This is a genomic window from Stenotrophomonas lactitubi (genome assembly GCF_002803515.1).
In the GTDB taxonomy this organism is placed as follows: Bacteria; Pseudomonadota; Gammaproteobacteria; order Xanthomonadales; family Xanthomonadaceae; genus Stenotrophomonas; species Stenotrophomonas lactitubi.
Map to the genome: position 1 here is coordinate 3,055,185 of NZ_PHQX01000001.1, position 19,805 is coordinate 3,074,989.

General features: G+C 65.5%; 27 protein-coding genes. 23 read left to right on the forward strand and 4 right to left on the reverse strand.

Features of this window, described 5'->3' with window-relative positions; genetic code table 11:
- Window positions 1-294: 294 nt before the first annotated feature.
- Window positions 295-1,050 (forward strand): DUF5677 domain-containing protein, encoded by a 756-nt coding sequence (locus CR156_RS14275; protein ID WP_100553307.1) that lies wholly within the window; start codon window positions 295-297, stop codon window positions 1,048-1,050.
- 50 nt (window positions 1,051-1,100) lie between these two features.
- Here the strand turns inward: CR156_RS14275 and CR156_RS14280 are convergent, their stop codons facing one another.
- The 4 genes from CR156_RS14280 to CR156_RS14295 are packed head-to-tail and all read right to left on the reverse strand — an operon-like array spanning window position 1,101 to window position 4,750.
- Window positions 1,101-1,811: a DNA-methyltransferase gene (locus CR156_RS14280; protein WP_100553308.1), complete on the reverse strand. Its 711-nt coding sequence runs from the start codon at window positions 1,809-1,811 to the stop codon at window positions 1,101-1,103.
- Complete coding sequence (locus CR156_RS14285; RefSeq protein ID WP_331273765.1) at window positions 1,729-1,986, reverse strand: Com family DNA-binding transcriptional regulator; 258 nt, start codon at window positions 1,984-1,986, stop codon at window positions 1,729-1,731. The genes CR156_RS14280 and CR156_RS14285 overlap by 83 nt, the downstream gene beginning before the upstream one ends.
- Window positions 1,983-2,993, reverse strand: coding sequence for a phage portal protein (locus CR156_RS14290; RefSeq protein ID WP_100553309.1), 1,011 nt, complete (start codon window positions 2,991-2,993; stop codon window positions 1,983-1,985). Before CR156_RS14290 ends, CR156_RS14285 begins: the two co-directional genes overlap by 4 nt.
- Window positions 2,993-4,750 carry a terminase ATPase subunit family protein gene (locus tag CR156_RS14295; protein WP_165780995.1) on the reverse strand — a complete coding sequence of 586 codons (1,758 nt, stop codon included), beginning with the start codon at window positions 4,748-4,750 and terminating at the stop codon, window positions 2,993-2,995. Before CR156_RS14295 ends, CR156_RS14290 begins: the two co-directional genes overlap by 1 nt.
- A gap of 154 nt (window positions 4,751-4,904) precedes the next feature.
- On the opposite strand from CR156_RS14295, the gene CR156_RS14300 reads away from it, so the two are divergent.
- The 22 genes from CR156_RS14300 (at window position 4,905) to CR156_RS22985 (ending at window position 19,801) form a co-directional block, all read left to right on the forward strand.
- Window positions 4,905-5,768: a GPO family capsid scaffolding protein gene (locus CR156_RS14300; protein WP_100553311.1), complete on the forward strand. Its 864-nt coding sequence runs from the start codon at window positions 4,905-4,907 to the stop codon at window positions 5,766-5,768.
- 33 nt (window positions 5,769-5,801) lie between these two features.
- Entirely contained in the window at window positions 5,802-6,851 is a 1,050-nt protein-coding gene (locus CR156_RS14305; protein ID WP_100553312.1) for a phage major capsid protein, P2 family, read from the forward strand.
- Between the two features lie 4 nt (window positions 6,852-6,855).
- Window positions 6,856-7,563: a phage terminase small subunit gene (gene gpM, locus CR156_RS14310; protein ID WP_100553313.1), complete on the forward strand. Its 708-nt coding sequence runs from the start codon at window positions 6,856-6,858 to the stop codon at window positions 7,561-7,563.
- 104 nt (window positions 7,564-7,667) lie between these two features.
- Window positions 7,668-8,135 carry a head completion/stabilization protein gene (locus tag CR156_RS14315; protein ID WP_100553314.1) on the forward strand — a complete coding sequence of 156 codons (468 nt, stop codon included), beginning with the start codon at window positions 7,668-7,670 and terminating at the stop codon, window positions 8,133-8,135.
- The gene (locus tag CR156_RS14320; protein WP_033833604.1) at window positions 8,135-8,350 is read left to right on the forward strand and encodes a tail protein X; all 216 of its coding nucleotides are present in this window, start codon (window positions 8,135-8,137) and stop codon (window positions 8,348-8,350) included. Before CR156_RS14315 ends, CR156_RS14320 begins: the two co-directional genes overlap by 1 nt.
- 2 nt (window positions 8,351-8,352) lie before the next feature.
- Window positions 8,353-8,706: a putative holin gene (locus tag CR156_RS14325; RefSeq protein WP_033833603.1), complete on the forward strand. Its 354-nt coding sequence runs from the start codon at window positions 8,353-8,355 to the stop codon at window positions 8,704-8,706.
- Window positions 8,699-8,974, forward strand: a complete 276-nt coding sequence (locus tag CR156_RS14330; protein WP_100553315.1) for a phage holin family protein — start codon at window positions 8,699-8,701, stop codon at window positions 8,972-8,974. The genes CR156_RS14325 and CR156_RS14330 overlap by 8 nt, the downstream gene beginning before the upstream one ends.
- Window position 8,975: 1 nt before the next feature.
- Window positions 8,976-9,611, forward strand: a complete 636-nt coding sequence (locus CR156_RS14335; protein ID WP_165780996.1) for a glycoside hydrolase family 19 protein — start codon at window positions 8,976-8,978, stop codon at window positions 9,609-9,611.
- Window positions 9,611-10,132, forward strand: a complete 522-nt coding sequence (locus CR156_RS14340) for a hypothetical protein (protein WP_100553316.1) — start codon at window positions 9,611-9,613, stop codon at window positions 10,130-10,132. Before CR156_RS14335 ends, CR156_RS14340 begins: the two co-directional genes overlap by 1 nt.
- Window positions 10,129-10,614, forward strand: coding sequence for a phage tail protein (locus CR156_RS14345; RefSeq protein WP_165780997.1), 486 nt, complete (start codon window positions 10,129-10,131; stop codon window positions 10,612-10,614). Before CR156_RS14340 ends, CR156_RS14345 begins: the two co-directional genes overlap by 4 nt.
- Window positions 10,611-11,072, forward strand: a complete 462-nt coding sequence (locus tag CR156_RS14350) for a phage virion morphogenesis protein (RefSeq protein ID WP_100553318.1) — start codon at window positions 10,611-10,613, stop codon at window positions 11,070-11,072. Before CR156_RS14345 ends, CR156_RS14350 begins: the two co-directional genes overlap by 4 nt.
- Window positions 11,073-11,158: 86 nt before the next feature.
- The gene (locus CR156_RS14355; RefSeq protein WP_100553319.1) at window positions 11,159-12,049 is read left to right on the forward strand and encodes a baseplate assembly protein; all 891 of its coding nucleotides are present in this window, start codon (window positions 11,159-11,161) and stop codon (window positions 12,047-12,049) included.
- Window positions 12,042-12,593: a phage tail protein I gene (locus tag CR156_RS14360; protein ID WP_100553320.1), complete on the forward strand. Its 552-nt coding sequence runs from the start codon at window positions 12,042-12,044 to the stop codon at window positions 12,591-12,593. Before CR156_RS14355 ends, CR156_RS14360 begins: the two co-directional genes overlap by 8 nt.
- 5 nt (window positions 12,594-12,598) lie before the next feature.
- The gene (locus CR156_RS23195; RefSeq protein ID WP_243381834.1) at window positions 12,599-15,799 is read left to right on the forward strand and encodes a tail fiber protein; all 3,201 of its coding nucleotides are present in this window, start codon (window positions 12,599-12,601) and stop codon (window positions 15,797-15,799) included.
- Between the two features lie 10 nt (window positions 15,800-15,809).
- A complete protein-coding gene (locus CR156_RS14370) occupies window positions 15,810-16,385 on the forward strand; it encodes a hypothetical protein (protein WP_100553321.1) in 576 nt (191 codons plus the stop codon).
- Window positions 16,386-16,496: 111 nt separating this feature from the next.
- Complete coding sequence (locus CR156_RS14375) at window positions 16,497-17,063, forward strand: phage baseplate assembly protein V (protein WP_100553322.1); 567 nt, start codon at window positions 16,497-16,499, stop codon at window positions 17,061-17,063.
- Entirely contained in the window at window positions 17,060-17,419 is a 360-nt protein-coding gene (locus CR156_RS14380; protein ID WP_100553323.1) for a GPW/gp25 family protein, read from the forward strand. Before CR156_RS14375 ends, CR156_RS14380 begins: the two co-directional genes overlap by 4 nt.
- 15 nt (window positions 17,420-17,434) lie before the next feature.
- Window positions 17,435-18,607, forward strand: a complete 1,173-nt coding sequence (locus tag CR156_RS14385) for a phage tail sheath protein (RefSeq protein ID WP_100553324.1) — start codon at window positions 17,435-17,437, stop codon at window positions 18,605-18,607.
- Window positions 18,608-18,629: 22 nt separating this feature from the next.
- Window positions 18,630-19,139 (forward strand): phage major tail tube protein, encoded by a 510-nt coding sequence (locus CR156_RS14390; protein ID WP_100553325.1) that lies wholly within the window; start codon window positions 18,630-18,632, stop codon window positions 19,137-19,139.
- Between the two features lie 60 nt (window positions 19,140-19,199).
- Window positions 19,200-19,526, forward strand: a complete 327-nt coding sequence (locus CR156_RS14395; protein WP_100553326.1) for a phage tail assembly protein — start codon at window positions 19,200-19,202, stop codon at window positions 19,524-19,526.
- Between the two features lie 8 nt (window positions 19,527-19,534).
- On the forward strand, window positions 19,535-19,651 hold the full coding sequence (locus CR156_RS14400; RefSeq protein ID WP_100553327.1) for a GpE family phage tail protein: 117 nt from the start codon (window positions 19,535-19,537) through the stop codon (window positions 19,649-19,651).
- 12 nt (window positions 19,652-19,663) lie between these two features.
- A complete protein-coding gene (locus CR156_RS22985; protein WP_165780998.1) occupies window positions 19,664-19,801 on the forward strand; it encodes a hypothetical protein in 138 nt (45 codons plus the stop codon).
- Window positions 19,802-19,805 lie beyond the last annotated feature (4 nt).

Genomic DNA, 19,805 nt, shown 5'->3' on the forward strand with positions numbered 1-19,805 from the left:
GAAACGGCCAGACGTTGAACCACGCCGTCAGGCGCCCTGGGAGCGCCTACAAAGGGCCGTTCCGCGCAGTGTTCCGCAGGGCCGACCGAAGGCTATAAACGCCCCGTGCAGCCATAGCGGGCGGGGCTTGGCCGGTTGTGCGGGGAATGCAGAAAAAGCACCCCATGAAGTGCGCAGGCGTGGCGGGGAGACGAGTGCGCACGCCGGGGGGTAGCCGCTGCCGTCCGTACCTGATCGGGGCAAACCGTATGCATTCCGTGTAACACTTCGCCTTCGGCCCACATGGACAACCGCATGAGCCTTGCGCAGCACGCCCTCGCCCTGTCAGTCCGTCAGGTCGATACGGTCACCGCCTTGATAGCCGAGATGCGCCCACCGCTCGATCCACCCGGCCGGCCCCAATGCGCGCTGTTCCTCACAATCGCGGAGCAGTTCGACGCCACGGTGTGCCTAGCGCAGGCCAACCTCCTGACCCATGGGGCCGTGCATGTGCGCTCGATGATCGAGGCCACCGCAGACCTGTTCATGCTTGGCCTGAGAGATAACCACGTACGACGCATGCAATATGAAGAGGCCAACGGCGCCAAGCGGTTCTATGAGCGCCTGCTCGAATCCCACCAGCTGACCGCTGCGGACCGCGAGATGATCGAAACCAATCTGGCCGAATGCCTCGCGCGTTACATCCCGCTGCATGAAGAGTTCAAGAAGGACAAGCTCTATGAGGTGGAGAAATTCACTGACACAGAGTTGCCTGAGTTCATCGGCATCTACTCGATGCTGTGCAGCTTCGTCCACAACGACCTCACCGCTCTGTCGCTGCGCCACCAGCGGGACACGCCAGGAATGATCTTTCGCGCACCGCTGGACGCCGGAATAGCGTTCCTGATCCTGCAAGCCGCTCAGCACGCAATGGTGCGCTCGGCCGAATACATCGGCGAAATCGCGTGGTTCCCGCCCGGTCACTTCGAGCAGCACATGGATACGATGCACAGGCTGTACCGGCAGTTGGTGGACAGTCGCCCTCTACAGCGAGCCGATGCGCCTGCGTAAACAGAAAAGCCGCCCGTGGGCGGCTTGTGGGGACTGCACTGCGTAAAGGCTTAGGGGCTGGGCAGTCGGGCACGCGCCACGTCGAAGTAGTGCCCGGTCATCTCGATGCCGGTCCAGCTGTAGCCCTCAAGATCCGCAGCCACCAGCGTCGTGCCCGAGCCGGCGAACGGGTCGAGGATGCGCCCGCCCTGCTCGCAGATCCGCACCAGCTGACGCATCAGGTCGGTCGGCTTACCGGTCAGATGGTGCTTGTCGGATTTGCGCACCGCCTCACGGAACACGCCCGGCAGCGTTGGCGCAGCCCGGCCCAGCGGCATCCCGCCCTTGCTACCCCACACGACGTACTCGGCCTGGTTGGAGAATCGGCCACGCTGCGGTCGCACGCCGCCCGTCTTGTCCCATACCGCGACACCACGCCAGGTAAAGCCGGCGCATTGCAGCGCGTCCGTGGTCAGCGGCAGTTGCCGCCAGTCGGTAAACAGCAACACCGGCGCGCCATCCCGCAGGACGCGATTGCATTGCGCCAACCACAGTTGCATCCATGCCAGGTGTGAGCGCTGGTCGCGTTCGTCGCTGGGGAAGTCAGCATGGAGATACGGCCCACTGCTCTGCATGTACTTCTCGTTCGGGCTGCGCTGGCGGGCAGAGGCATGCACGCCACCGCTGGCATACGGCGGGTCAGTGATGAGGGCGTCGAAGCTGTTGGCCGGCAGGGTCGGCAGGACGCTCAGTGCATCGCCGTGGATCAGTTCGTTTTTCATGGGTAGAGCCTTCTTCGTGGTGTCGCTCGCGGCGATCCGTGGAGAGGCTCTGGGCCTTCATATGGTTCATATCCCCACAGCGTGGGCATTTCATCTGTAGGTCATAGTCGCCGGCGGCCCTGGCCAGCAGTCGGGCACAAGCGCCGCAGCGCAGGTTCTGGCGACCGGTCATCATGCTGCCGCTCCCAGCTCAAAGGGGTTGAAGCGGATCACCTCATCGCCGAGCCACTCGTTGAGCGCGGTCAGCCGCGTCTGCAGGGGTGACAGTTCCATCGCAGTCCACACGGTCGCCGCCTCGCGGATCGAGCCGAACCCGCCGCTGTTCTGCGGCACGATGCCCAGTAGCTGGGGCGGTGTGCGTAGGGAGGCCAGCATGTCGTCACGGGTCACGCTCTTGATCCCGGTGAACTCGTCCTTCGCCGCAACCTCGCTGACGGGGATCAGCTTCAACCCGTCTTTGCTTCCGCCCGGCGAATGCAAAAACAGGTTGCGGAAGTTGCCCGGCCCGCGCGACTCGCGCAGTGCATTCCGGATGCCGTCCACATCGTCTTTCTCGGTCACCGAGTCGGTCAGGTACAGGATGAACCCGGCGTGCGAACCGTTGTTGTAATACTTCCGGCGAAACAGCGTCGCCGATTCGTTCAGCAGGGCCGACTGCACCGCCGGCATCCACTCAGGTAGCCCGTAAATCTCCTGGTCAACGTCTGCCTCTCGCAGCTGGAACACATCGCCGCGAGCAAACTCATGTTCAATCTGACCGGCGCGGATCTGAAAGAACTCGCCCGGTTCCACGCCTCGGCGGACGTATTTGGCCAGCGGCACTGCCAGGGAGTGATTGACACCGGACATAGCGCGGCGCCGCTCAACGTAGGCCATGCCGAAGGTGATGTAGTCCAACGCCAGCTGTGCGAACGCCTCGCGGCTGAGCAGCTTGTGCGGGCGGAATGTACTGACCAGCATGTTCCGCTTGAACGTCAGCCCGCTGTGCAGATAGGGATTGGCCCGCGTGGTGCGGGACAGCCCATGCAGATCCACAGGCGGCTCGAAGTAGCGCCCGTTGCGCCAGCATTCGAGATAGTCGAGGATGCCGCGCGAGTCCAGCACCGGCGTAGGGTCGCCAAAGGTGAACGCCTCGACGCCGGCAGGCGCGGTCGCGGTAGCGCCCTGGTCAGAGTCAGTCATCAGAAAATCTCCATGGAGCCGCGCGCAGCGGCGCCGCCTTCCAGCGGTTCGTTCTGCAGTGCGTGCATGAGTGCCCACGCCAGATCGGCGTGGCCTGTGGTGCGCGAGCGCCCGGCCGTATAGGTGACCTGGCGCCCGCTCGGGGTAATGGTTTTCTGGATCGCCAGCAGCGACTGCGTGACGTCGGTCCACCCTGCGTCGTACTCCAGACGCTCGTTCTTGATGACATCGAACGCCTTCAACACCAGACGGGTCTTCACCTCGGGCGAGTAGTTGAAGATCGTCACTCCGGGGAAGAACTGGCGCACCAACTGCGCCACGCCGGTGCCCATGCCGGTCGCGTCGATGCCGATGTAGGTCACCCAATACCGCTTGGTAACCTGCTGGATGAAAGCAGCCTGCGCCGCAAAGTCCATGCCCTTGAACTGATGGCGTTCCAGCACGCGGAACTTGCCGCCGGGCACCTGCGGCGGGGCCACAATGACGATGCCCGCGCTGTCGCCTGTCTCGGCCGGGTCATACCCGATCCACACCGCGCGGTCGCCGTAGGGGCGAATGGCCAGCGGCTTGAAGTCGTCGGCCCACTCCACCCAGCTATCGACCTGGCACGGCTGCAGCATGGTGAGCGGGAAAATGCTGGCGCTGTCGTCCACGAACTCGCACATCAGCAGATTGGCGAATTCCTCGGCGCTGTAGTCGCGGCGTAGTTCCTCGATATCGAACAGGTCGCAGCCTCGGCCTGCCGCATCCAAAACGGTCACGATCTGGCGCCACATGGCGTCTTCACAGCGGCGCCCGCCCATCAACCGCGCGTGGCTCACATCCATCTGGATCTGCTGGGAAACCGGGCGCCCCTTGTTGAAGCGGTCGCCGGTCCAGAAATCGAACGCTTCGTGCGCCATGGTCGATGGCGTGCTGAAGTAGGTCTTGCGCCACTTCTTGTGCATCGCCATGCCGCTGGCGACCTTGTTCAGCTGGTTAAAGCCATGGGTCCAGAAGAACTCGTCGAAGTAGAAATTGCCGTGGTAGCCCTGCGCGGTGCGGGCGTTCGTGCCGAGGAAGAACAGCTCGGCACCGTTGGCCAGGGTGATCGGATCGCCGGTCAGATCGCGGTCCAGCACCTCACGTACAAAGCCGCGCATGTAGCCCAAGAAGATATGGGCCTGGCTCTTTGAAGCACTGAGGAAAATCTGATTGCGACCCGTGGTCAGCGCGTCGATCAGCGCCTCGCGCGCAAAGTAGTAGGTGGCGCCGATCTGGCGGGATTTCAGGATCACCCGCGTGCGTTCGTTGCCAGCCCGATACCAATCCCGCTGGTAGTCGAAACAGCCATCCACGAACGCCGTCTGCAGGCGCTCGATCTCTTCGTCGCTGAACTCGTTCTTGCGTGCCTTCTTCTTCGGCGCGGCGTTGCGGTTGGCCACCGCAGGATTCAGATCGGCTTCGTTGCCGCCGCCCTGGTATCGCTGGATGCGAGCCTGCCGCTCAAGCTGTCGGTGCAGCAGATCGATTTCCTTGAAGTCGCCGCCGGTCTTCCCCTCCTTGTGGATCAGGATGGCCAAACGCGCTTCCAGTGCACCACCGATGCGCTCCACGGCATCGGCGCGGTCCCATTCGTCTCGCGCCTTCCAGCTGTGGATCGTCTTTTCATTCTCGCCGATCAGGCTGGCGATATCGCACACGCGCCACCCCATCCAGTACAGGAACTTGGCTTGGCGTCGTGGATCGACGTGGAGTTTTTCGGCTACGCTGGTCACGTGAACAGGTTGCCCGGCGCCACGCGCGCGCGACACGGAAAACCCACGTAGAACAGCGGCTTACACGCTCTGTGCGTTGCTGCAGCCTCGCCCTCATTCGACCATGGGTCATCGCATCGAGAACCGATGCGCACTGACACCAGCAGAGGGCGAAATGGCCGGCAAGACCGACAAAAAGAAGCTGCGTTCCAAGTTCTTCCGCGTCGCCGTCGAAGGCGCAACCACCGACGGCCGCGTAATCGAGCGTCAGCACATCACCGATATGGCCGCGTCCTACGATCCGCAGCTGTACGGCGCCCGCATCTGGGTGGAGCACCTGCGCAGCCTGATGCCCGACGGCCCGTTCAAGGCGTTCGGCGACGTCCTGGCCGTGAAGGCCGAAGAGGTCGAAGTGGGCGGCGTGAAGAAGCTGGCCCTGTTCGCCCAGATCGAGCCGACCGACGCCCTGGTGGCGATGGTCAACAACGACAAGCAGAAGCTCTACACCAGCATCGAGATTGCGCCGAAGTTCGCCGACACCGGGAAGGCATACCTGCAGGGACTGGCCGTGACCGACACCCCGGCCAGCCTGGGCACGGAAATGCTGGCATTCGCCGCTCAGAACCCGGACAAGAATCCGCTCGCATCTCGCAAGCAGGCACCCGACAACCTGTTCACGGCGCTGGAGGAAACGGAAATCGCCTTCGATGAAGTCGAGCAGCCGGCGCCGCGCCCGAGCAAGATGGCCATCCTGCTCTCGGGCATTGGGCTGCTGCCCAAGCCGGCACCGGAACCGAAGGACGACGCCGCACCTGACGCAGGCAAGTTTGCCGAGCAGCTGCTGGCGACCTTCAACGCCCAGGACGAACGCCTCGAGCAGCTGGCCGAGGAGAACCGCAGCCTGAGCGCCAAGGTTCAGAACCTCACCGCGCAGGTGGCCGGCGTCCGCAAGACGCTCGATGACACCCCGCAGACGTTCAACCAGCGCCCGAAGATTTCCGGCAGCGGCGGCAACGTCGGCGACGCCACCGACTGCTGATCCCCACCGGCCCCCTACTCACGGAGCAACGCAATGCGTACCGAAACCCGCACACAGTTCAACCAGTTCACCCGTCGCGTGGCGGAGCTGAACAACATCGAATCTGCCGCCCTGTCGTTCTCGGTCGAGCCGAGCGTGCAGCAGACCATTGAGCAGCGCATTCAGGAGAGCAGCGCTTTCCTGTCCGCCATCAACATGCCCGGCGTGATCGACCTCAAGGGCGAGAAGATTGGCGTGGGTGTGAGTGGCACCATCGCCGGCCGCACCGACACCAGCGGCAATGGCAAACGTGAACCGGCGGATGTGACCGCACTCGACAAGACCGGCTACGAGTGTGTGCAGACCAACTACGACACCGCCATTCCCTACGCACGCCTCGACGCGTGGGCACGTCAGAAGAACTTCCAGACCGTGCTGCGCGACGCGATCATCCAGCGCCAGGCACTGGACCGCATCATGGTCGGGTTCAACGGCACGAGCATTGCACCAACCACCAACAGCTCCACCAACCCGCTGCTGCAGGATGTGAACAAGGGCTGGCTGCAGAAGTACCGCGAGCATTCCGCCAAGCGTGTGATGGCCAAGGGCAAGGCCGGCGACAAGATCTTGATCGGCGGCGCCGACAAGGCGACGCGTGACTACGCCAACCTCGACGCGCTTGTCATGGACGTGGTGTCCAACCTGATCGACCCGTGGCATCAGCAAGATCCGGCGTTGGTCGTCGTGCTCGGCCGCAACCTGGTGCATGACAAGTATTTCCCGATCATCAATCAGGACAACAAGCCCACTGAGCAGCTGGCCGCGGATCTGGTGCTGGGCACCAAACGCATTGGTGGACTGCAGCCGGTCGTTGTTCCCTTCATGCCGGCCGATGCTCTGCTGGTCACGTCGCTGGACAACCTGTCCCTCTATTGGCAGATCGACGGCCGCCGCCGCTACATCAAGGAAGAGCCGGAGAAGAACCGCGTGGCGAACTTCGAGTCTTCCAACGACTGCTACGTGGTCGAGGACTATGGCCGTGGCGCTGTGGTCGAGAACATCAAGCTCGTTGAGCAGGATGAAGCTCCGAAGGTCGGAGGCTAAGCCCATGGCCGACAGTCCCGCCAAGCGGCACCTGCAGCGCGTGGAGGCCGAAGAAGCCGCCAAGCGCGCAGCGGGCAGCAACCTGATGGAGGGCACGCCGATCTATCAGCAGACCCTGCTGCAGATGGCCACCGACCGCGCTCGACTGAAACAGATCCAGTCGAGTCAGGCCAAGGGCCAACTCAAGGCCGCCCTGCTGCCGACCTACGATGCGTATATCGAGGGTGTCCTCGCTGCCGATGCAGGTGGCCAGGATGACGTGGTGTCCACGCTGATGCTGTGGAACATCGACGCGGGGCTGTACGACGCGGCGCTGAACATCGCCGCCTACGTACTGGCCCACGGCCTGGCAATGCCCGACCGATTCGAGCGCACCGCCGGCTGCGTCGTAGCCGAGGAAATCGGCATCGCCGCGCTCAACGCGTTGAAGACGGGCGCAGCGTTCGACCTCGGCGTGCTGAACCGGGCCGTCGAAGTTACCGACGGTCACGACATGCCCGATCAGGTCCGCGCCCGGCTGCTGCTGGCCCGCGCTCGCGGCCTGCTGGCCACCGACAGCGAAGAGGCACCGCTGAATGCGGAGGGCGTTGACAAGGCGGTCGAGGATCTGCGGAGGGCCATCCAGCTGCACGACAGCTGCGGCGGCAAGGAAGACCTCAAGCGCGCCGAGCGTTTGCAGAAGAAGTTCGAGGCCAGTCAGTCCAACGACTGACCTCACACCGAGCGTACCCCGCAACCCCGCCGGCTCGGGGCCGATCACCAAGACCACTCTCCCTTGGTGTGACGCCCCGACCACCGGCGACCTACGAGGCCACCATGAGCGGTTTTGTTGCCAACGCATCACCTGTCACCAAACAGCCCAACGTCACCGCCGGCGCCTTCTGGCCGGAAATCGACGTGGCCGTGCTGCGTGAAGCGATCCGTGTCCCCGGCGACATCCCGGCACCCCGGATGCGCAGCACTGTGGTGTCGGCCGTCATGGACGTAACGCGGGAACTGGAAGCGTGGCAGGCAGGCAAGGAAGCCGCCGGCTACACCGCCCTGGCCGATGTGCCCGCGCAGGTGATCGACGGCAGCACGCGGCTGGTGCATCTGTTCCTGCGCGCGGTCGGCTGCGCCACCGCCGTCGAACTGCACGAGCGCTACCGCTCCTATGACGCCACCGCACAAGGCAACCAGCGTGCGGAGGAACTGACACCGACCATTGATGAGATCCGCCGCGATCTGCGCAACGCCATCTGCGACCTGCAGGGCTTGCCGCGCGTCACGGTGGAACTGATCTGATGCGCGTCGTCTCGATGCAGGGCGACACGCTCGACGCGCTCTGCCACCGGCACCTGGGCACCACCGCCGGCATGGTCGAGAAGGCGCACGCACTGAACTACGGCATCAGCCTGCATGGGCCGGTCCTGCCCATCGGCACTGTCGTGGAGCTACCCGACGTACCCGCACCGTCCACCGGCGCCGCGATGCGCCCCCTTGTTCAGCTATGGGATTGATGATGACCGAACCAACCTCTACCGGCAGCATGGCAGCACTGGCAACGGGGGTCGGCCTTGCGTCGATCCTGCCGGGGATCCAAACCGATGCGTTCCTGGGCGCGTTCGCCGGCGCCACCCTGTTCGTCGTGTCGGCCAAGAACCTGCCGATCTGGAAGCGCCTGGTGTATCTGGCCATCAGCGTCGTGGCCGGCTACCTCGGCGGTACCGAGGTGATGCAGCGCTTCGGCGTGGTGTCCACTGGCCTTGCCGCGTTCATCTGTGCGGCGGTCATCGTCACCCTGACCCTAAGCCTGATCGAGCGCAGCCGCACCGCTGATGTGACCCGCCTGCCGCGTGGAGGCTCCGATGGCTGAGTTCCTGACCACTGCCACGCTGCTGTGCAGCCTGGCCATCTGCGTCCGCCTGCTGACCTACCGGCCAGCACCCGGCGCCAACCACCGCCCCGCCATCGCCTGGTGCGCATGGCTGCTGATCGCCTCCACCGGCGGCCTGGCGCTGCAGATCATGCTGCAGGGCGCGCGTGCCCACGTCACCGTCTGGCAGCTGCTGCTACTGCTGGTCCTGCTGGTGGCCACCTATCGTTCGCGCGGCAACGTCGCGCACCTGTTCGGGAGCAACTGACGTGCTGACCGCCCCACAACTGGCGCAAATCATGCAGTGCCCGCTGGCCCGCGCTCAGCGCTGGGTGGCGCCCTTCAATGCGGCCATGAAGCGTTTCGGGATCAACACGCCCGTGCGCGCCGCTTACTTCCTCGCGCAGGTCGGCCACGAGAGCCTGAGCCTGTCGCGTGTTGAGGAATCGCTCAGCTACAGCCGCGAGCGCCTGCTCGAAGTGTTCGGCAAGTACGTGGAAGGCCCCGAGGCCGCTGCGTTCGTCCACCAGCCGGCGAAGCTGGGCAACCGCGTCTATGCCAACCGCAACGGCAACGGCAACGAGGCCAGCGGCGACGGCTTCGTCTATCGCGGACGTGGCCCGATGATGCACACCGGCCGGGGCAACTACCGCCACATCGGCCAGCTGATCGGCCAGCCGCTGGAAGAGATGCCCGCCCTGCTGATCGAGCCGGAAATCGGCGCCATGGCAGCGGCCGCGTTCTGGCACGACAACCGCCTCAATGCCTACGCCGACCAGCGGGACGTGCTGAGCGTCAGCCGGGTGGTCAACCTGGGCAATGCCCGCAGCCGCGCCACGCCGAACGGGATGGCCGACCGCACCGCACGCACCACGCGCGCCCTGGCCGCGCTGGGCGCACGCTGATGCTCTACCGCGCCCTCGCCTTGGCCACCTTGATCGCGGCCACCGCCGGCCTTTTCAGCTGCCAGCAGGCGCGGGTGAACCGTGCCACCACCGCGCTGGATCAAGCCAACGTCGCCCTGGCCAGTGCCAACGCCGAGAAGAAGGATCTGGCCGGCAAGCTGGAACTGGCACAGGGCACCACCCGCGTCGTGACCAAGTACGTGGACCGCGTACAGGTGGTGCGCGAGCGCGGCGACACCATCACCAAAGAGGTTCCCGTCTATGTCACTCCGACCGCTGATGCCGCTTGCGCTGTGCCTGTTGGCTTCGTGCAGCTCCACAACGCCGCTGCGGCAGGCATCGCCCCCACCGGAACTGCCGGCGATCCTGATGCGCCCGCTGCCGGCGCTACGCTCTCTGCCGTCGCCGAAACCACCGCAGCCAACTACGGCCAGTACCACGCCGCCGCCGAGCAGGTGACGGCGCTGCAGCAGCTGGTCACCCAGCTGCACACCGCCCTGGCCGAGTGCGCGCGGCGATGAAGAAGCCCCAACTGCTCCGCCAGCACCTGGTCGCGGCCATGCCGTCACTGGCCACCGACCCGGAACGCCTGCTGGTGTTCGTGGACGACGGCGGGCTGGTGGCCAGCTTCACGGCGGGCCTGTCCTTCCAGTACCGCTACACCCTCGAACTGATCCTGCGCGACTTCGCCGGCCCACCGGAATCCGTCATGGTGCCGCTGCTGCAGTGGCTGACGCGGCACCAGCCCGAGCTGCTGGCCAACCCCGACAACCGCGAGAAGCTGGCCTTCGAGGTGGATGTGCTGAGCGACACCGTTGTCGACCTGGCCATTCGGTTGCCGCTCACGGAGCGCGTGCGTGTCGCGCAGGACGATGCCGGCGTGTTCCAGCTGCAGTACCTGCCCGAGCCACCCGCAGAGTGGGAACACCGCCATTCGCTGGCTGGCGGCCCGCTGGTGGCCGATGGCCAGCTGCTGGCAACACTGCCGGCGGTCGACGCGTGAGCGAGGATCTGCAGCGCCTTGAGGCATGGGTGGCACCGCTGCTGCAGCGGCTCAAGCCTGCCGAGCGCAGCCGCCTGGCTCGCAAGGTCGGTACCGCCGTGCGCCGCTCGCAACAGAAACGCATCGCCGGCCAGCAGAACCCTGACGGCACACCGTTTGCCAGGCGCCGCAACACACCCCCGCGCCGGGCCAAAGCGGGCCGCATCAAGCGCGGCGCCATGTTCGGCAAGATCCGGCAGGCCAAGCACCTGCGGGTGCGCGGCAGCGCCAACGAGGCGGCTGTTGGCTTCGCGGGGCGCGTCTCGCGCATTGCTCGCATCCACCAAGAAGGCCGCACCGATAGCGTGAGCAAAGGTGGTCCCCGCGTCACCTACGCGCGCCGCGTGCTGCTCGGCTTCACCAATGCCGACGAACAGCTGATACGCGAGCTGATCCTCGATCACCTGCACACGCTCTAGCGTAAGCGGCGGCGCTACACGCCACATTCCACGGCCTCGCGCGCGCGCGATGGGAATCTGGACCGGACCCATCAGCCGGTGCATCCGTGTCCTCATTTACCGCCATCGAAGTCGATAAGCTGCCGGCGCCGGACATCTTCGAGCAGCGAACGTTCGAGGCCATCTTGGCCGAGCGCCTGACCGAGTTCCGGCGCCTGTGCCCCGACTACACCGCCCTGGTCGAATCCGATCCGGTGATGAAGCTGCTGCAGGCCAGCGCATACCGCGAGCTGGTGCTGCGCGAGCAGTTCAACCAGCGCGCTCGCGGCCTGCTGCTGCCCTACTCGAACGGCGCCGATCTGGACAACCTCGCTGTGCCGTTCGGCGTACAGCGCAAGCTGCTGACCCCAGCCGATCCCAAGACCAATACCCCGGCCGTCTACGAGAACGACACCGCGTTTCGCCGCCGCATCCAGCTGGCGCCGGAAAGCCTGTCGGTGGCCGGTCCCGAGGGCGCCTACATCTTCCACACGCTGTCGGCGCATCCGGACGTGCTCGATGCGAGCGTGGCCAGTCCATCGCCGGGCAAGGTGGTGGTCACGGTGCTGTCGCGGCAGGGCAACGGCACACCGTCGGCGGCGCTGTTGAAGACCGTCGAGGCTGCGCTGCTCAACGACAACGTGCGCCCCCTGACCGACTACGTGACCGTGGCCCCGGCCACCGTGAAGCCCTTCGAGATCCGCGCACGGCTGGTCACCTTCAACGGTCCTGACAGCGCCCTGGTGTTGGCCGAGGCCCGCCGCCGCGTGTCGCTGTTCCTGCAGCAGACACAGCGCCTGGGCCGCGACGTGCCCCTGTCGGCGCTCTACTCCGCCCTGCACGTCGATGGCGTACACCGCGTGCAGCTGCAGATGCCCACGGCGGATATGCCGGTGGATGCGCAGTCGGCGCCGTTCTGCACCAGCGTGGTGATCGAACACGGCGGCACCGATGCCTGATGCCACGTCCCTACTGCCCCCCAACTCGACGCGGCTGGAACGCGCAGTGGAGCGCGCCGATGCTCAGCTGTCGGCAGTGCCCATGGTTCACGACACACTCTGGAACCCGTGGAACTGCCCGGCGGAGTTCCTGCCGTTCCTCGCGTGGAGCGTGTCCGTGGACACCTGGGACAGCAACTGGCCAGAGCGCATCAAGCGCGCCCGCATCGCCAGCTCGTTCCAGATCCAGCGCCACAAGGGCACCGCCAAGAGCATCGCAGACCTGATCGCCAGCTTTGGCGGTCAGATGCAGATCCGCGAGTGGTGGCAGACAACGCCGCAGGGTGAGCCGCACACGTTCAACCTGTTTCTGACCATCAGCGGCGACGGCGGACAGGAGTCGTCAGCCGAGTTCGTCCACCAGATCGTGGACGCGGTGAACCGCACCAAGCCCGTGCGCTCGCACTTCACTTTCACCCAAGGCATTCAGGCCGACAGCCAAGTCGGAACCGTCGCAGGTGCCCAGGCGGCGGTCTACCGCCGCCTGACGATGACCGGAGATTGACCCCCATGCGTATGAAGATCACCAACGCCGGCCGCGCCAAGCTGGTCAACGGCACCAACACCGGCACCAACACGGTGCTGATTTCTCAGATCGGGCTGACCTCCACCGGCTTCACCCCCACTGCGGCGATGACGCAGCTGCCGGGGGAGTTCAAGCGGATGACCAGCTTCGGCGGCGAGTCGGTTGCGGCCGACACGATCCACGTCACGCTGCAGGACAGCGGCACCGACAAATACCCGCTGCGCGGCTTCGGCCTCTACCTGGCCGACGGCACATTGTTTGCCGTGTACGGCCAGGCCGACGCGATCATGGAGAAGGCGAGCATCTCCACGCTGCTGCTTTCGGCCGACGTGGTGTTCGCCGATATCGACACGGCGCAGATCAAGTTCGGCAGCACACAGTTCCTGAACCCGCCGGCCACGGAATCGTTTGCCGGCGTAGTCGAGTTGGCAGACGGTCCCGAGACCATCTCGGGCGCGGACGCCGTGCGCGCAGTCACCGCTCGCGGATTGAAAGCGACGCTCGATAGCCGATTCGGCGCGAACGCACCTACTCCGTTCGTGAAGACGGTGCTGGCGCTGGCCACGGCGGCGGCTATCCGCGGTGCCCTTGAAGTGAGAGGCGCCGCGCTGAAGGACATGGGCCACGGTAAGGGGCTGGACGCCGACACCCTCGACGGCATGCACGCCGCCGACTTCCCGCAGGTGGGGAAGGTGCAGACCTTCGATGTGATTCCCAGCAACTCGAACCAGATTCGATGGATCAAGCTCGGCACCCTGCCGTGGCGCGGCGCCGCTGCAAGCATCCTGATGCTGGAGATCACCAATGGCGCTATCGGCAGTCCACGCTACGTGTGGGAACAGATCGCGGCCTCGACGCGCACCTACGGCGAGACAACCACGGTCCTGACGCAAGCCCTGGTCGATGCCATGGTTCACCAGACGCGCACCGGCCTTGGCGACGCGCTCGACCGCCCATCCCAATTCGGCCTCACCCTGACTACGGACGGCGCCGGCAAGTCCACCGGCGTCGAACTGTGGATGCAGCAGCGCGAGTACAACCAAGGCCATGCGGTTCGTGTCGTGAACGCGACCGGCGCAACCTTCAACGGCGTTGGCACGTATGTCGCCACTGAACCTGCGGGCATCATCTATGCCACTGCGCAGCCGCTGGCCTACGTCAGCGATCTGCGCAAGGTGATCGATGCCACCGAAAACCGTTGGGGCCGACGCCAGACGTTCGCCCTGGGTGCGGCACTGGCAGACGATCAGACCATCGACCTTGGTAGCACCGGGGCGGCGCTGCGCGGTAGCGCGGTCGGCAGCGTGGTTCTGTCTGCCGCCGCCAGTGCCGACGGTGGCTTCGTCTACCTGCGCCCCAATGGCAACACCAGCCCAGCCGGCCAGCTGGTGGTCTACAAGAACGGCGTGGCGGAGATGGCCAGTGCGCGTGTGGGTACTGGCACGGGCGATGGCAGCGTGCTGCTTGAGTTCTATTCCCAGCGTCCGTGGCAGTTCAAGCAGGGAGGCGTTGACGGCCTCACCGGCTTGGAGCTGCACGACAGCACCGGTGGAAAAGAGTTTCGACTGACCACGACCGCCAACGCCAGCAAGATCGTGCTTAACCCCACCGGCAGCTGGATCAGCGCCGCCGAGTTCAGGGGCAAGCTGACGGGCAACGCTGACACCGCCAGCAAACTCGCGGCGCCACGCGCGATCAATGGGACCAACTTCGACGGCGCCAACGGCATCACTACCGCAACGTGGGGCACTGCGCGCACGATCCAGATCGGCGATGCGTCCAAGTCGGTGAATGGTGGCGCGAACGTATCGTTCACGCTGGCCGAGATTGGCGCCGGGTCCGCAGCGGATGTAGCTGCGCGCGTGGCCTATCTCACCCCGACCAACAACGATGACACCTGGGTCGATACGTGGAACGCGCTGCGAATCAACAGGCAGGGCAACCCCTCGCCTACCACCATGCCGGCGCAGTACACCATCGCCTGGTCGCTACCGAGCTATGACAACTCCCGTGGCCTTGCCCTCGCTGCCGACTACGGCGGCGGGAACCGCTTCTGGTTGCGCTCGCGCCGCGATACCGCAGCGGCCGATCAACGCTGGAAGGCTTGGGCGGAGGTGTGGACAGATGCCAATTTCAACCCAGCCACCAAGGCAAGCCTTGCCGGTGCCGATTTCACCGGAGCCGTTACGGCCCCGTCATTCAAGGCAACGTCGAACGGATTCATCGGCGGCGCAAAGTACGCAGTGCTTGCCCCCGATGCCCTGGATGGCGAGGTTCTGCTGCGCCCAAACGGCGGCGGCTCCGTTGTCGGCCAGTTGAGCGTCACCAAGGCTGGCATTCGCTGGGATGGGAAGGGCCTTTGGCATTCGGGCAACTTCGAGCCGACCACCAAGGCCAATCGCATCGCTGGCCAGGTCATCATGTTTGCCGGCAAAAGCGCCCCGGCCGGCACCCTGCTGTGCGACGGCGCCCCCGTGTCCCGAACCACGTATGCGGACCTGTTTGCCGCCATCGGTACGCTTTACGGTTCGGGCGACGGCAAGACGACCTTCAACCTGCCGAACATGCACGAAGGTGCCGTCGTCGCGCACACCACCAAGCCCGAGTCGGTCGGCACCGCGACCGTAGGCGAAGTGATCGGCCACACCCACACCGGTAGCGCCGCGAGCGCCGGCGCGCACACCCACACCGTAAGCGTCGCAGCTGGTGGCGCGCACTCCCATGGCGCGAGCGCCAGCGCGGTTGGCGACCATGCCCATGGTGCTTGGACCGACCAACAGGGTCATCACGCGCACACCGGCGGCACGTCCTGGATAGGCGATCACCAGCATTTGACCGCCTTCGCCGAGTCGGGCATCGCTTACCCGTGGGGCGCCGACTACGGCCAGCACCCCGGCTCACGCGGTAATGCCGATAACGACAATCCTTGGCCGAACACCAGCCCGGCCGGTGGTCATGCGCACAGCTTCACCACGGACGGCGCTGGTGGTCACGGCCACAACATCGGCATGAATGGGGCAGGCGCTCACTCGCACGACATTTCCATCGCCCAAGTCGGCGACCACGCCCATACCGCAACTGCTGCCAGCGGTGGCGCTCACTCGCACACCGTCACCGTGGACAGCACTGGCGGCGAACGCAACTTGGCTGCAGGTCTGCGAATGATCTACTGCATCACGTACTGAGGAACGGAGCATGTCCAACCAACCCCGCTTTGCCCACGCCTTCGACCCCATCACCCGCGCCTACATGGGCGCGGTGCGGCTGCAGCCATCCCCGGACGGCGCCTGGCACCTGCCGGAGCGCACTGTGGACGTGGCACCCAAGCGAAGCGCTGGCGAGTGCCAGGCACTGCGCCTTTCCGACGACGGTAAGCGGTGGGATGTGGTGGCCGACTACCGCAACCGGATGCTGTGGGACACCCGCACCGCGATGCCGGTTCCGAACCGCCTCACGCTGGGGGAGCTGCTGCCCGAAGGGCTCACCCTTGCCGAGCCGTTCCGGCTCGATGGCACCACGCCACAGTGCAACGCGTGGGACGATGGCAAGGCCGCGTGGGTACTGCTCCCCGACTACAGCGGCCGGCCGATCTGGAACAAGGCCGATGGCACCTTTGCGGCCCCGGTGACGCGTGGCCAGCACCTGCCGCCGTCGGTCACGGACCACGCCCCGCCGTCAAACCGCAGCGCGCCGATCACCTACGACGACGCGACAGAAATGTGGGTTGCCACCGCAGTGGCCGAGCCGGAGGATGCTCCACCGGCCAGCTGATCCGGTACTGATCGGATCTCGGCGGCGCGACACGCTCGCCCGCCGTTGTAGCAGCCCTATCTACCGCCCGCGCCACGTGCGCGCGCGAAGGGGCGTCGGGAACATGGGGGCATGGATAGTGCGCTGCCCCAACAGATCAACAACCTGCTCCGCGACGGCGTGGTGACCGAGGTCGATTACGCCCGGCATCTGTGCCGCGTGCAGACAGGCGAGGCGCACACCGACTTCCTTCCGTGGTTCAGCGCTGCCGCTGGCGAGCTGCGCACCTGGGCACCGCCGAGTAGTGGCGAGCAGGTGGCACTGCTGTGCTGCGATGGCGACCTGGCCAACGCCATCGTGCTGCGAGGGTTGTACTGCGCGCAGTACCCAGCACCCTCGGCCAGCGCAAGCCTGACCCTGATCCAGTTCAAGGATGGCGCCGTGGTCAGCTATGACCACGACGCGCACGCACTGTCCGCTGTTCTACCCGCCGGCGGAACCGTCGCCATCACCGCCGACGGCGGAACCACCATCACCGGCCCGGTGACTATCAAGGGCGCCACCCGCATTGAAGGCGCGGTGACGGTCAGCGGCAAGGTCGAAGTGTCCGATGACGTGACTGCCGCCGGCATCAGCCTGACCAAGCACAAGCACCCCGGCGTGCAGCCGGGCGGTGGCACCACCGGGGCGCCGGCATGATCGGCATGGACGGCCGCACTGGCGTTTTCAGCGACGACCTGGCGCACCTGCGCCAGTCCATCGCCGACATTCTGACCACGCCCATCGGCTCGCGCGTGCAGCGCCGCGAGTACGGCTCGCTGCTGCCCGAGCTGATCGACCAGCCCTTCAACGATGAGACCCGCCTGCGCCTGTTCGGCGCCACGGCCACCGCGCTGATGCGTTGGGAGCCGCGCATCAGCCTCACCCGTATCGACCTGGCCCACGGCGACGTGGCCGGCTCGTTCGTCCTCGATCTACAGGGCCAGCTGGCCACACCGAGCGGCGCTTCGCGCAACACCCGCCTTTCCGTACCACTCCGCTTTCACACCCCCTAACCGAAGGAGAAGCCCATGGCCGCCAGTGGCTATCATCACGGCGTTCGCGTCATCGAAATCAACGGCGGCGTCCGGCCGATCCGTACCGTATCCACCGCCGTGATCGGCGTCGTCTGCACGGGCGAAGACGCAGACAAGACCGTCTTCCCGCTGGATCGTCCGGTGCTGATTACCGACGTGCTGAGCGCAGTCGGCAAAGCCGGCATGACCGGCACCCTGCGCGCCACGCTGCAAGGCATCGCCGATCAGGGCAACCCGATTGTGGTCGTGGTGCGCGTGGCCAGTGCCAGCAATGACACCGACACCACCGCAAAGGTCATCGGCGGCGCCAATGGCGGCAGCTACACCGGCCTGCACGCACTGCTGGTTGCACAGGCACAGCTGGGCGTCCGTCCGCGCATCCTGGGCGCGCCGGGGCTGGACACCCAGCCGGTGACCGCCGCCATGGTTCCCATCGCCAAGAAGCTGCGCGCCATGATCTACGCCAGCTGCGCCGCCAGCGCCACGGTGTCGGAAGCCATCGCCTACCGCGAGCAGTTCGCGGCCCGCGAGCTGATGCTGATCTACCCCGACTTCATGGCGTTCAACACCACTTCCTCCTCGACCGGCATGGCCTTCGCCGTCGCCCGTGCACTGGGCGTGCGCGCCATGACCGACCAGCAGCAGGGCTGGCACAAGTCCATCTCGAACGTACCGGTTGCCGGCGTGACCGGCATCAGCCGCGACGTGCATTGGGATCTGCAAGACCCCAACACGGATGCAGGCCTGCTCAACGCCGGCGACGTGACCACCCTCGTCAATTCCAACGGCTACAAGTTCTGGGGCTCGCGCACCTGCAGCGAAGACCCGTTGTTCCAGTTCGAGACGGCAACCCGTACCGCGCAGATCCTCGCCGACACCATCGCCGAGGCGCAGGAAATCTACATCGACAAACCGCTGCACCCGACGCTGGTCCGCGATCTGCTGGAAAGCATCAACGCCAAGTTCCGCGAGCTGGTCTATGCCGGCTATCTGATCGGCGCCAGTGCCTGGTACGACGATGGCGCCAACCCGTCGCAGTCGCTGGCCAGCGGCCAGCTGGTGATCGACTTCGATTACACCCCGGTACCGCCGCTGGAAAGCCTGCAGCTGAACCAGCGCATCACCGACCGCTACTTCGCCGACTTCCCGGCCCGCATCAGCGGCTAAGGCCGCATAAGGAATCCATGCCATGGCTCTGCCCAGCAAGCTCAAAAACCTCAACCTGTTCAACGATGGCCTGAGCTACATCGGCCAGGTCACCGAATTCAAGCTGCCGACCCTGACTCGCAAGATGGAGGAATACCGCGCCGGCGGAATGCTCGGCCCCATCGACATCGACCTGGGCCAGGAAAAGATCGAAGCCGAATGGAAATGCGGCGGCCTGATGCTCGATGTGCTGCGCCAGTACGGCGCCGTCTCGCACAACGCAGTGCAGCTGCGCTTTGCCGGCGGCTACCAGCGCGAAGACAGCGGCGAGGTGGATTCGGTCGAAATCGTCATCCGCGGCCGCCACACCGAGATCGACGCCGGCACCGGCAAGGTCGGCGATGACACCGAGTTCAGCGTCAAGACCACCGCCAGCTACTACAAGCTGACCGTCAACGGCCGCACCGAGATCGAAATCGACTTGGTCGGCATGGTCTTCATGGTCAACGGCGTTGACCGTCAGTCCGCCCTGCGTCGCGCCATCGGCGCCTGATCCCTTCCCCCCCTTGCCCAGCCGTTCCCATGGCTGGGCCAACCCTGTGAGAGACACACCATGAACACCGAACCCACCACCACCGTCGCCGACGAAACCACCGGCACCAACGTGATCGTGCTCGAAACCCCGATCCAGCGCGGCGAGCAGGTGATCCGCTCAGTTCGCCTGCGCAAGCCGACCGCCGGTGACCTTCGCGGCATCAAGCTGTTCGACCTGGCACAGATGGATGTGACCGCGCTGACCACGGTCCTGCCGCGCATCAGCCAGCCGATCCTGACCACCGCCGACGCCGGCAAGCTGGAACCGGCCGATCTGATCGAGTTTGCGCGCGTCATCGGCGATTTTTTCGTGCCGAAAGCAGAGAGGGAATCCCTGTCTGCGTAGAGGATCTGATGGCCGATGTCGCGGTGATTTTCTCCTTTACCCTCACCGAGCTTTCGGCCCTCTCCCTGTCTGAATTGATCCAGTGGCGTCAGCGCGCCTATGAACGAAGTGGAGCCCAGCAGTGATACAGTCCGCCCATGGACACCCTTATCGCCATCGTCTTTGCGCTGTTTCTGCTGACCACGGTCGGTGGGCTGTTGCTGTGGGCGTTCAGCGCTGCGTGTCGCCTCCTGGCCGCGCTGGTAGCCGATCCTACGGACACCACGACGCCGTAAGACC

Bases quoted from the DNA above. Each gene is read 5' to 3' on its own strand.
- CR156_RS14275 (WP_100553307.1), top strand. From the start codon at position 295: ATGAGCCTTGCGCAGCACGCCCTCGCCCTGTCAGTCCGTCAGGTCGAT.
- CR156_RS14280 (WP_100553308.1), bottom strand. From the start codon at position 1,811: ATGAAAAACGAACTGATCCACGGCGATGCACTGAGCGTCCTGCCGACC.
- CR156_RS14285 (WP_331273765.1), bottom strand. From the start codon at position 1,986: ATGATGACCGGTCGCCAGAACCTGCGCTGCGGCGCTTGTGCCCGACTG.
- CR156_RS14290 (WP_100553309.1), bottom strand. From the start codon at position 2,993: ATGACTGACTCTGACCAGGGCGCTACCGCGACCGCGCCTGCCGGCGTC.
- CR156_RS14300 (WP_100553311.1), top strand. From the start codon at position 4,905: ATGGCCGGCAAGACCGACAAAAAGAAGCTGCGTTCCAAGTTCTTCCGC.
- CR156_RS14305 (WP_100553312.1), top strand. From the start codon at position 5,802: ATGCGTACCGAAACCCGCACACAGTTCAACCAGTTCACCCGTCGCGTG.
- gpM (WP_100553313.1), top strand. From the start codon at position 6,856: ATGGCCGACAGTCCCGCCAAGCGGCACCTGCAGCGCGTGGAGGCCGAA.
- CR156_RS14315 (WP_100553314.1), top strand. From the start codon at position 7,668: ATGAGCGGTTTTGTTGCCAACGCATCACCTGTCACCAAACAGCCCAAC.
- CR156_RS14320 (WP_033833604.1), top strand. From the start codon at position 8,135: ATGCGCGTCGTCTCGATGCAGGGCGACACGCTCGACGCGCTCTGCCAC.
- CR156_RS14325 (WP_033833603.1), top strand. From the start codon at position 8,353: ATGACCGAACCAACCTCTACCGGCAGCATGGCAGCACTGGCAACGGGG.
- CR156_RS14330 (WP_100553315.1), top strand. From the start codon at position 8,699: ATGGCTGAGTTCCTGACCACTGCCACGCTGCTGTGCAGCCTGGCCATC.
- CR156_RS14340 (WP_100553316.1), top strand. From the start codon at position 9,611: ATGCTCTACCGCGCCCTCGCCTTGGCCACCTTGATCGCGGCCACCGCC.
- CR156_RS14345 (WP_165780997.1), top strand. From the start codon at position 10,129: ATGAAGAAGCCCCAACTGCTCCGCCAGCACCTGGTCGCGGCCATGCCG.
- CR156_RS14360 (WP_100553320.1), top strand. From the start codon at position 12,042: ATGCCTGATGCCACGTCCCTACTGCCCCCCAACTCGACGCGGCTGGAA.
- CR156_RS23195 (WP_243381834.1), top strand. From the start codon at position 12,599: ATGCGTATGAAGATCACCAACGCCGGCCGCGCCAAGCTGGTCAACGGC.
- CR156_RS14370 (WP_100553321.1), top strand. From the start codon at position 15,810: ATGTCCAACCAACCCCGCTTTGCCCACGCCTTCGACCCCATCACCCGC.
- CR156_RS14375 (WP_100553322.1), top strand. From the start codon at position 16,497: ATGGATAGTGCGCTGCCCCAACAGATCAACAACCTGCTCCGCGACGGC.
- CR156_RS14380 (WP_100553323.1), top strand. From the start codon at position 17,060: ATGATCGGCATGGACGGCCGCACTGGCGTTTTCAGCGACGACCTGGCG.
- CR156_RS14385 (WP_100553324.1), top strand. From the start codon at position 17,435: ATGGCCGCCAGTGGCTATCATCACGGCGTTCGCGTCATCGAAATCAAC.
- CR156_RS14390 (WP_100553325.1), top strand. From the start codon at position 18,630: ATGGCTCTGCCCAGCAAGCTCAAAAACCTCAACCTGTTCAACGATGGC.
- CR156_RS14395 (WP_100553326.1), top strand. From the start codon at position 19,200: ATGAACACCGAACCCACCACCACCGTCGCCGACGAAACCACCGGCACC.
- CR156_RS14400 (WP_100553327.1), top strand. From the start codon at position 19,535: ATGGCCGATGTCGCGGTGATTTTCTCCTTTACCCTCACCGAGCTTTCG.
- CR156_RS22985 (WP_165780998.1), top strand. From the start codon at position 19,664: ATGGACACCCTTATCGCCATCGTCTTTGCGCTGTTTCTGCTGACCACG.